The 7733-nt window shown below is 43.3% G+C and carries 9 protein-coding genes and 1 pseudogene; 5 read left to right on the forward strand and 5 right to left on the reverse strand.

Translation table 11 applies throughout. From position 1 onward, the window contains the following. Window positions 1-68: 68 nt before the first annotated feature. Complete coding sequence (locus FAY32_RS11405; protein WP_143463559.1) at window positions 69-998, forward strand: helix-turn-helix transcriptional regulator; 930 nt, start codon at window positions 69-71, stop codon at window positions 996-998. Window positions 999-1255: 257 nt separating this feature from the next. Then, window positions 1256-1480, forward strand: coding sequence for a hypothetical protein (locus FAY32_RS11410; protein ID WP_143463560.1), 225 nt, complete (start codon window positions 1256-1258; stop codon window positions 1478-1480). Window positions 1481-1807: 327 nt separating this feature from the next. Here the strand turns inward: FAY32_RS11410 and FAY32_RS11415 are convergent, their stop codons facing one another. Both FAY32_RS11415 and FAY32_RS11420 read right to left on the reverse strand, forming a co-directional pair. After that, complete coding sequence (locus FAY32_RS11415; protein ID WP_143463561.1) at window positions 1808-2761, reverse strand: NAD-dependent epimerase/dehydratase family protein; 954 nt, start codon at window positions 2759-2761, stop codon at window positions 1808-1810. Continuing rightward, complete coding sequence (locus tag FAY32_RS11420) at window positions 2758-3141, reverse strand: MerR family transcriptional regulator (RefSeq protein WP_143463562.1); 384 nt, start codon at window positions 3139-3141, stop codon at window positions 2758-2760. The genes FAY32_RS11415 and FAY32_RS11420 overlap by 4 nt, the downstream gene beginning before the upstream one ends. 538 nt (window positions 3142-3679) lie before the next feature. On the opposite strand from FAY32_RS11420, the gene FAY32_RS11425 reads away from it, so the two are divergent. Further along, window positions 3680-3862, forward strand: coding sequence for a hypothetical protein (locus FAY32_RS11425; protein WP_143463563.1), 183 nt, complete (start codon window positions 3680-3682; stop codon window positions 3860-3862). Continuing rightward, the gene (locus FAY32_RS11430) at window positions 3862-4443 is read left to right on the forward strand and encodes a zeta toxin family protein (protein ID WP_143463564.1); all 582 of its coding nucleotides are present in this window, start codon (window positions 3862-3864) and stop codon (window positions 4441-4443) included. The genes FAY32_RS11425 and FAY32_RS11430 overlap by 1 nt, the downstream gene beginning before the upstream one ends. A 438-nt stretch (window positions 4444-4881) precedes the next feature. Here FAY32_RS11430 and FAY32_RS11435 read toward each other — a convergent pair whose 3' ends face one another. From FAY32_RS11435 to FAY32_RS11445, 3 genes are read right to left on the reverse strand one after another with little or no spacing between them, the layout of a single operon-like run. Continuing rightward, complete coding sequence (locus tag FAY32_RS11435) at window positions 4882-5253, reverse strand: hypothetical protein (protein ID WP_143463565.1); 372 nt, start codon at window positions 5251-5253, stop codon at window positions 4882-4884. A gap of 15 nt (window positions 5254-5268) precedes the next feature. Continuing rightward, a complete protein-coding gene (locus FAY32_RS11440; RefSeq protein ID WP_143463566.1) occupies window positions 5269-6033 on the reverse strand; it encodes an ABC transporter permease in 765 nt (254 codons plus the stop codon). Then, complete coding sequence (locus FAY32_RS11445; protein WP_143463567.1) at window positions 6026-6949, reverse strand: ABC transporter ATP-binding protein; 924 nt, start codon at window positions 6947-6949, stop codon at window positions 6026-6028. Before FAY32_RS11445 ends, FAY32_RS11440 begins: the two co-directional genes overlap by 8 nt. A 162-nt stretch (window positions 6950-7111) precedes the next feature. On the opposite strand from FAY32_RS11445, the pseudogene FAY32_RS11450 reads away from it, so the two are divergent. After that, window positions 7112-7639, forward strand: a pseudogene (locus FAY32_RS11450) (response regulator transcription factor); the annotation flags it as partial. Between the last annotated feature and the right edge of the window lie 94 nt (window positions 7640-7733).

A 7733-nucleotide genomic window follows, 5' to 3' on the forward strand; every position in this document is an offset into this window, starting at 1 on the left:
GGCCTATACTAAACGTTAAAGGTGCCAATCACCGTCACCATTAAAAAGCATTTGGAAAGGAATTTACTATGACGCGCTCTGAACGATTAAACCAAGAGTTAATTTTCTTAAGCTACAAAAATGGCTTCCACATCAAAGATTTAATGACAACCTTTGCTATTTCAAAACGTACCGCCTTACGTGATATTCAATCTCTAGAGCAATTAGGACTCACCTTTTACGTCGAACCCGGCCGTTACGGCGGCTATAAACTTACCAAACGCCAACTGTGGGTCCCCGTACTATTGAACATGCAAGAGATCAATGCACTCTTCTTTGCCCTCAAAGCCCTCAGCCTACTATCAGCGACACCGTTTGAGAAATCCTACACCACTATTTACCAAAAACTCATGGCGACCTTACCCCTAGCTGAACAGCAAAAAGTGACGCGATTGCAGGACGTGGTCAATTACTATGCCATTCCTAATCTCGATGGTCCCCAACTCCTACAGCCGTTGCTAAATGCCATTTTAAACGAGACCGTCGTGACCTTACAGCTAAAAGGCCGGGCAACCCCACAACCGTTCCAGCTATTCGATCTTCTCTTCCGAAACGGTGTTTGGTTCGTCAGTGGTGTTAACTTAGCCACACGACAGTGGAAAATCATTCGCTGCGATACAGTAACTGGGCTCACCGTTACTTACCAACCAGCTCTGTTCAGTTACGAAGCCCTTAAACAAAGTCAAGCCGCCTATGATCAACACCATCATAATATTTCTTACAGGTGCAAGCTGACCCCGAGAGGACGTGAAATCGTTCAGCGGAATCACTATGCAAACATGCAGCTTGAACACATTGACAATCAAGACTACTTGTATGGTGGCTACAACCAAGACGAATATGATTACATGATTCAGTATTTACTATCCCTGGGAACTAACGTTGAAATCCTAGAACCAAAATCCTTACAAACTGGCTACCTAGCTGAAATTAATAAAATCAAGGCCATGTATCGCTAAAACTTTTTCAACGGTCCTAGCCAATCAACTTCACATTTTCACCGCAGTCGCAGATAATCGGCATAATTCCGCCTGTTTAACTATGGCTTTAGCGGATACCTCAAGTCAGTCAAAGATACCAGCCATATTGTTTTATTGGTTCTAACTAGTATACTCTGAATAGGTAGTGACTCTCTGCTTCGAAAGGAGACTTATGATGACGACGTATTTTCTGGTTAACCATCAGGATTATTTTGCAGTGGGTTTTATCGTCAATAATGGCACCGCATACGTCGATACAGCCGCTGGACTTGATGTCGCCAGTAGCTGTAAAGGCGGATACCCCGACGAGTGCCAAAACTGACTTATACCAGCAGGTCCTCATGCATCCTGCCGCTAGTAGTGAGCGGCCCCAATTAACTGAGCAAGAACAAGCGCGGCTAATCCAGAAACTCGAAGCGGACTTTGCCCTAGTCAGCACCGATGGCCTGGAAAGTTGCTAGATTACTGAATTCGAGGTGATAACAATGACTGAAAACGTTAAAAAGGACGAGACGAAAGCCGAAGACAATCCCTTTTGCCATGCTGGGATGACGTGCACCCCTGGTTGCGGCTGTGCAAGTGCCGATGGTATTTGTCACTGCCCAATGATCTCTGATCGCAAATGCGCCTGTGACGGTTTCTGTGGTACACCAAAGCACTAGCGATTTATATCCGTGTACTTACTTTAGCGATACTTCTAAAAAGATTCGACAAACTAAAGTGCCCGCTAATTGTTAGACATAGCTAAATCTAACAATTAGCGAGCACTTTGGTATCACAACTAACTTTTAATTTATCTTAATCGCACCACGGTTCACGGCTCCCTGAATACTCAGTTCAATGGTCTCCTCCACCGAATACTGTGGTTGATAACCAATGAGCTGCTGGGCATTGGCAATGCTATACTGACCGCTGCGGGCGATGTGATAGTACGTCTTGTCACTGTCAACTGGCCTGTCTAGCATAGTGACCCAATCAGGCCACGGTAAGAAGTCAATCTTAGCTTCTTGATGGAAGAAATGATACATCAACCGAGCATAACCATACAAGGTAATTGAATTCGCTGAAACCGCATGGAAGCTCTCACCTAGAGCTTGATTCCGATGTTGAACGGCATCTACAAACTGTTGCGCCACATCGCTAGCATGCACATGATGCAAGGTCTCCATGCCAAAGTTCGGCAGCGTAATCTGCTTGCCATCAGCAATATCTTGGAAGACTTGGCTATTTTGATTGCCCTCTGGATTAATAATATCCCAACCTGGACCAGAAATTTGACCCGGCATAATCACAGTTGCTGGGAACCCATTCTGACGATACTCTTCTTTCAAGTACCGTTCACTCTGATATTTATTCTTTCCGTAATCGTCTAACGGAGCTTTCACGCCATTGGGTTCAACTGGTAAAGTTTGTGCCCTGCCATGAGCCCAGACGGAAGAACAAAACAAATAATGACTAAGCTTTGTTTTTTTTAAAACCGCTACAATTTTCTTCGTGTTTTCAAACTTGAAATTCACTAGGTCAATGACAATATCGGCATCCAACTCAACCAGCTTTTGCGTGAATACTTCTGTATCATTTCTATCTAATGCGACAAACCTCGCTCTTTGCCAAGCCCAGTCATCTACGTAGGGCTGGCGTTCATGCCGACTGATCACGATAACTTCATTTCCCAGTTTCACCAATTTGGGAACTAAATAAGACCCAATGTGCCCGTAACCACCAATAACAACAACTTTCATTTTTTAACCTCCTGTTTTGTAAAGACCCCTTCAACATGGTCATCGTAGTGCATCAGCTTCTCTTCTAGTCTGGCATAAGCTTTCTGCATATCCTTAATCCGCCGTGCCATATCGACCAGTTGTCCTCTCAATAGCTGCTGGCGTTTCTGCTTGGTTTCGACACCATCTTTAAATAATTGATAGTACGTCACCAACGTTGAAATACCAACTCCTGAGCTGCGCATGCAAGTTACAAAATCAATCCACTCAATTTCATTCTGTGTGTAATCGCGGTATCCGCGCGAGTTGCGAGGAACTTTAGGAATCATCCCTGCTTTTTCCCAATATCGAAGGGCATCAATCGAGACATCAAATTTCTTAGCAACATCACTACTTTTCACTTACATTCACCTTCACTTCTGATTACATCATAACCTATGGTGTGCACTCCATAGCAAGAGAAAAGTCAGCCGTTTTTCAATAAAATTAAAGAGATGGTCAACTCTACTGATAGAGAACACCACCTTGCATTGCTTACTATTTAGCCTTTTCCATTATAAACACGTATGCGTCATCCATTGCAGAAATTGTGATCCTAGTGCCCAATCCTACCGACGGCCGTTCTAAGCTAGTCACGGTAACCCCGCTAGAATTAACCAAATATGCCCAACTTGATAAGCATGACTGACAAACGAGCAAAGGACTCTTTGCTGGCTTTACACCAGAAGAACAACAATTTCTAGCATTGGCCCGCCGTGCTAATGCTAACTTAGAAGTGAAATGATTTGGCATGCATGCATTACTTATATTACCAACAAATGGCTTATCCAAATTCGTTTTTTGCTGCCTGATTTCGTCTAGAATACCAAAAGTTTTTCTGCTAAAATAGCAGTTACCAATCGTATTGTCACCATTAGATAGGAAAGCCAGGTATCGAGCATGACCAACACCCCTAAAGAAGCGGCTTTTAAGCCAGCTAAAAATTTAACACTTGATGAACTCATGCATGGTGCGTTATACGAACCGGACGTCAACAAGAAAGCGGCTTACAAGGCCAAATTCGAAGCGGTTATCGCGCAAAAACAATTACAGATTATCAATCGTGACGGGTTCGTACGCTAATGAGTGAGTACATGATTATTTCCGGCGTGAATGGCGCTGGTAAAAGCACTTTGTTTGAGGTGTATCCCGGCCTATTCAAAAATACACAACGAATTAACGCCGACGAAATTCTTCGTTCTCAAAATGGCGATTGGCGTCGGGACAGTGATAACTTGGCAGCGATGCGGACTGAGATTGCTGCTATCAACACTGCAATAACGACCAATACCGGCTTTCATGTTGAAACAACATTGGCGGGAAGCGGCCATGCGCAGCAGCGCTTCATCAAACGGGCTCACGATAAGGGCTTTCACGTCACGCTTGTCTACGTTTCACTAGCATCACCCACACTAGCCATCAAGCGGGTTAACAATCGGGTGACTAAGGGCGGCCATGGCATTCCAGCCGATGTGATTGTCAAACGCTATCGGCAATCCTTGCAGAACCTGCCAATAATTGCCAGTATGGTCGATGATATTCGGTTGTTTGATAATACTCACACCCTGAAGCTGGTCTATGCGCGTGATTCGACTCGTGCTTTACAAGACGCATTAGCCCGCTATGATTGGCTACCTAATGAACAAAATTTACGCAAAGTCTGACACCTATCAAAAGACGACTAAGAAAGAAAAAAGTAATGGCTTGGACCGTCGAAGAAACACCGCTTATTAAAAAATAAATTAGTTCATAGCATAAGAGCTGATGACCTCAATCTTCCGAGGCCATCAGCTCTTTAGTAATTTACGCTTCACGTTAAATGGGCAAAAGCAAAAAGCGTAATCTCCTATTTTTCCAAAAATAACCGATACTATTAACTAAATTATTTTTCGAGTACCTAAACGACTAGTCACTATTATTCAAAAAACGATCGGCAATATCGTCTTCCAACCGAGTACCCCCACTAAAAGTACCACAATCAATAAAATCCAAAAGAGATGAAAGAACAATCTGACAACCAATAATCCCATCCGCAATAAAAATAATGGTAGTTCTAACAAAAATAGCATATTCTCTTCTCCCATCAATCGTTTCTAAGTAACTTAAATACCCTTTGTTGGTGACTTGCTTTTTCGGTGACTTGCTTTTTCGGGGACCAATTTATAATCGATAGTGTCCATCTTCATATCGTATTTCCCCTTGAGACTGCCACTCTTAATCCGCAACACCTGATTATAATCATCAATTACATAGCGATATTTATGAGTCGTCTGCGCGTCCGTAACTTTCATCAACGTTTTAGAAAACTTAGCAACCCCCGCAGAACCGTCCTTTGTGTCTACATGCCAGCTGAATCGCTGCAAGATTTGCGCAGTCGTTAAATGATGCGGCATCCGGATAATTTTAACAGTTTCAACACCTAAAACTAATACCACTAGGACTGCGATTACCCCTTTTACCTTACTGCTGCTCATAACTTATCTTTCCCCCTATAGTTCTTTGCGCTGAATAACCATGGCTGCCCCCACAATCGTCAGTATCAGCACCCCTACACTCACCCCAATATATGGCCAAAGCGCATCAACCTTTAGTGCACCTAACGTTATCTGCTGGGCAACACCTGTAAAGTCAATGTATTTCAGCCAGTGCCAATTCGTGAAGCTGACTAGAATTGCAATCAAGATTGGCCACAACGCCATAAATACAGTTGCGATGACCACTGAATCCATCAGGACCAGTACGATGACACCGATGCTGAAAATGACACTGATAAAAAAACTAATTGTCACCGTCATTAGCCCCAATGTCCGCACTAAAGACATTAGCGAAGCCCCACCAGCTCGACCAGCCATTAGACTGCTCAAGACAACTACGCCATAGAAGATTAGCGTTAGAAAAAGAATGTCCAACAACATCGTGAAAAACTTTCCTAAAATGAAACCCAATCTCGAAATTCCTGAAATCAACGTATTTTTATAGGTCTTCTTCGAAAACTCCTGGCCAATAACAATCACAAACAGTGCAATGTCGATATATACCAGCATTGTCGAAGATAGCGTTGCACTTTTCAACCCCGTCATGACCGTCCACTTGCTACTTTCGAACTCTTGCATGGTAGCGGCCTTAATCATAATACCGCCCGTGCTCTCATAGACAGTAATCAAAACACTGAGTAAGACCGTCAATGCCAAGACGATATAACTGCCCCAAGTATGCAGTTGTCGATAGCTGTCCGCCTTAATTTGATTAAGCATGCTGCTGATCCTCCCTTGCAAGCAGACTGGTATAGTACTCTTCCAGCGAGCCCTCTCGTTGCACAATTTGAGTTACGGCAATTCCCCCTTGCACCAGCAGTTGATTGATTTTCGCTGCCGAGAAAGAACTGTGCTGAACCATGAGATGATGGTCATCCAGAATTTCAAAGTCACCAGCCACCGCATGATCTAACACTTGTCCCGCAGCCGCGACCTGATCAACTTCAATTTCCAGTCCAGACTGATTAGCAGCATCTAACTCGGATTTGGTCAGCTGTTTAATCAATCGCCCGTGATGCAAAATACCAAAGCGATTGGAAACTTGGTAAAGTTCAGATAAGATATGACTCGAAATTAAAATTGTTGTATGGCGTTCTTCATTTAGCCGCTTAATTAACTGACGAAATTCGATGATTCCACTGGGATCAAGTCCGTTGATTGGCTCATCTAAAATTAAGAAGTCTGGTCGTGGTAGCGTTACTAATGCCAATCCGAGTCGCTGTCGTTGCCCCAATGACAGGTGACTTGCCTTGGTTGACTGCTTAGTTGTTAGTCCAACAAAATCCAACGTTTCCTTAAGTAAGTTCGGCTCCGAAATGCCATGTTGAATCGCACAGAGCTTTAGGTTTTGTTTAACCGTTAATCCTGGAAAGGCCGTTGGATTTTCGATAATCGCCCCTGTTCGGCGCAGTGCCTGCTGATAATGGCCTGCTTGCTCGCCTAATAAGAAAATCTTGCCTTGTTTTAAGAGTGACAATCCCGTAATCAAGCGCATAAGTGTCGTTTTTCCCGCCCCATTCTCCCCAAGTAGGCCATAAATATCACCGCTTTTAACGGTCAAACTAACGTCATCGAGCGCCTGAAACTTACCAAAGTGCTTACTGACATTAGTGATAGTCAACACATCTTCACTCATTATTATCGTCATTTCCTCTCCTGTTTACCTTTAACCATTACTAATCTTAGTGATGGTTTCTTAACTCTCGTGATAAATAAACCTTAATTTATCCTAAATTGTGACTGTTTCGGTCTTCATATATAATTGTATGTATACGAAATTAAGGAGCCACTCAGACTAATGCTAAAAATCCTATTAATCGAAGATCATACTGATATTCAACAACTTCTAAATGCCGTCTTAAGCCCACAGTACCAAGTCTTAACCGCTTTGGACGGTATCAAAGGGTTACAAGTCTTTAATGAGCAGCAACCCGACCTTATTATTTTAGACTTAATGCTCCCTAATATCACTGGCGAAAGTGTCCTAAAGACCATTCGGAAGACATCCAACGTTCCCGTCTTAGTTCTAACCGCCATTCAGTCAAAAACTAAAACTGTAGCATTGCTCAAAGCCGGTGCCAACGATTATCTTACGAAGCCCTTTGATATTGATGAGCTTTTGGCCCGCATTCAAGTTCAATTACGTTCACCGACAGCCACTAGCCCCGTAGCAAATACAACTTTGACTTTTAATGACATCCAAATTAATCTAACGACGCATCAAATTACGGTCAATGATCACGTGCTCGTACTGCCCAAAAAGGAGTTTCAACTTCTACAGCTACTGCTTAAGAACCCCCATCAAGTCTTCCCTAAGTCCCAAATAAAAACCACCCGTTGAACGGGTGGTTTTCTCTAGGGCTATAAGCCCTGGGTACTGGCCAGCGTCTCAAGGCGCTGGCTTTTGTGTGTCAAAGCCA

The sequence above is a fragment of the Levilactobacillus enshiensis genome (assembly GCF_007115095.1).
Lineage (GTDB): Bacteria > Bacillota > Bacilli > Lactobacillales > Lactobacillaceae > Levilactobacillus > Levilactobacillus enshiensis.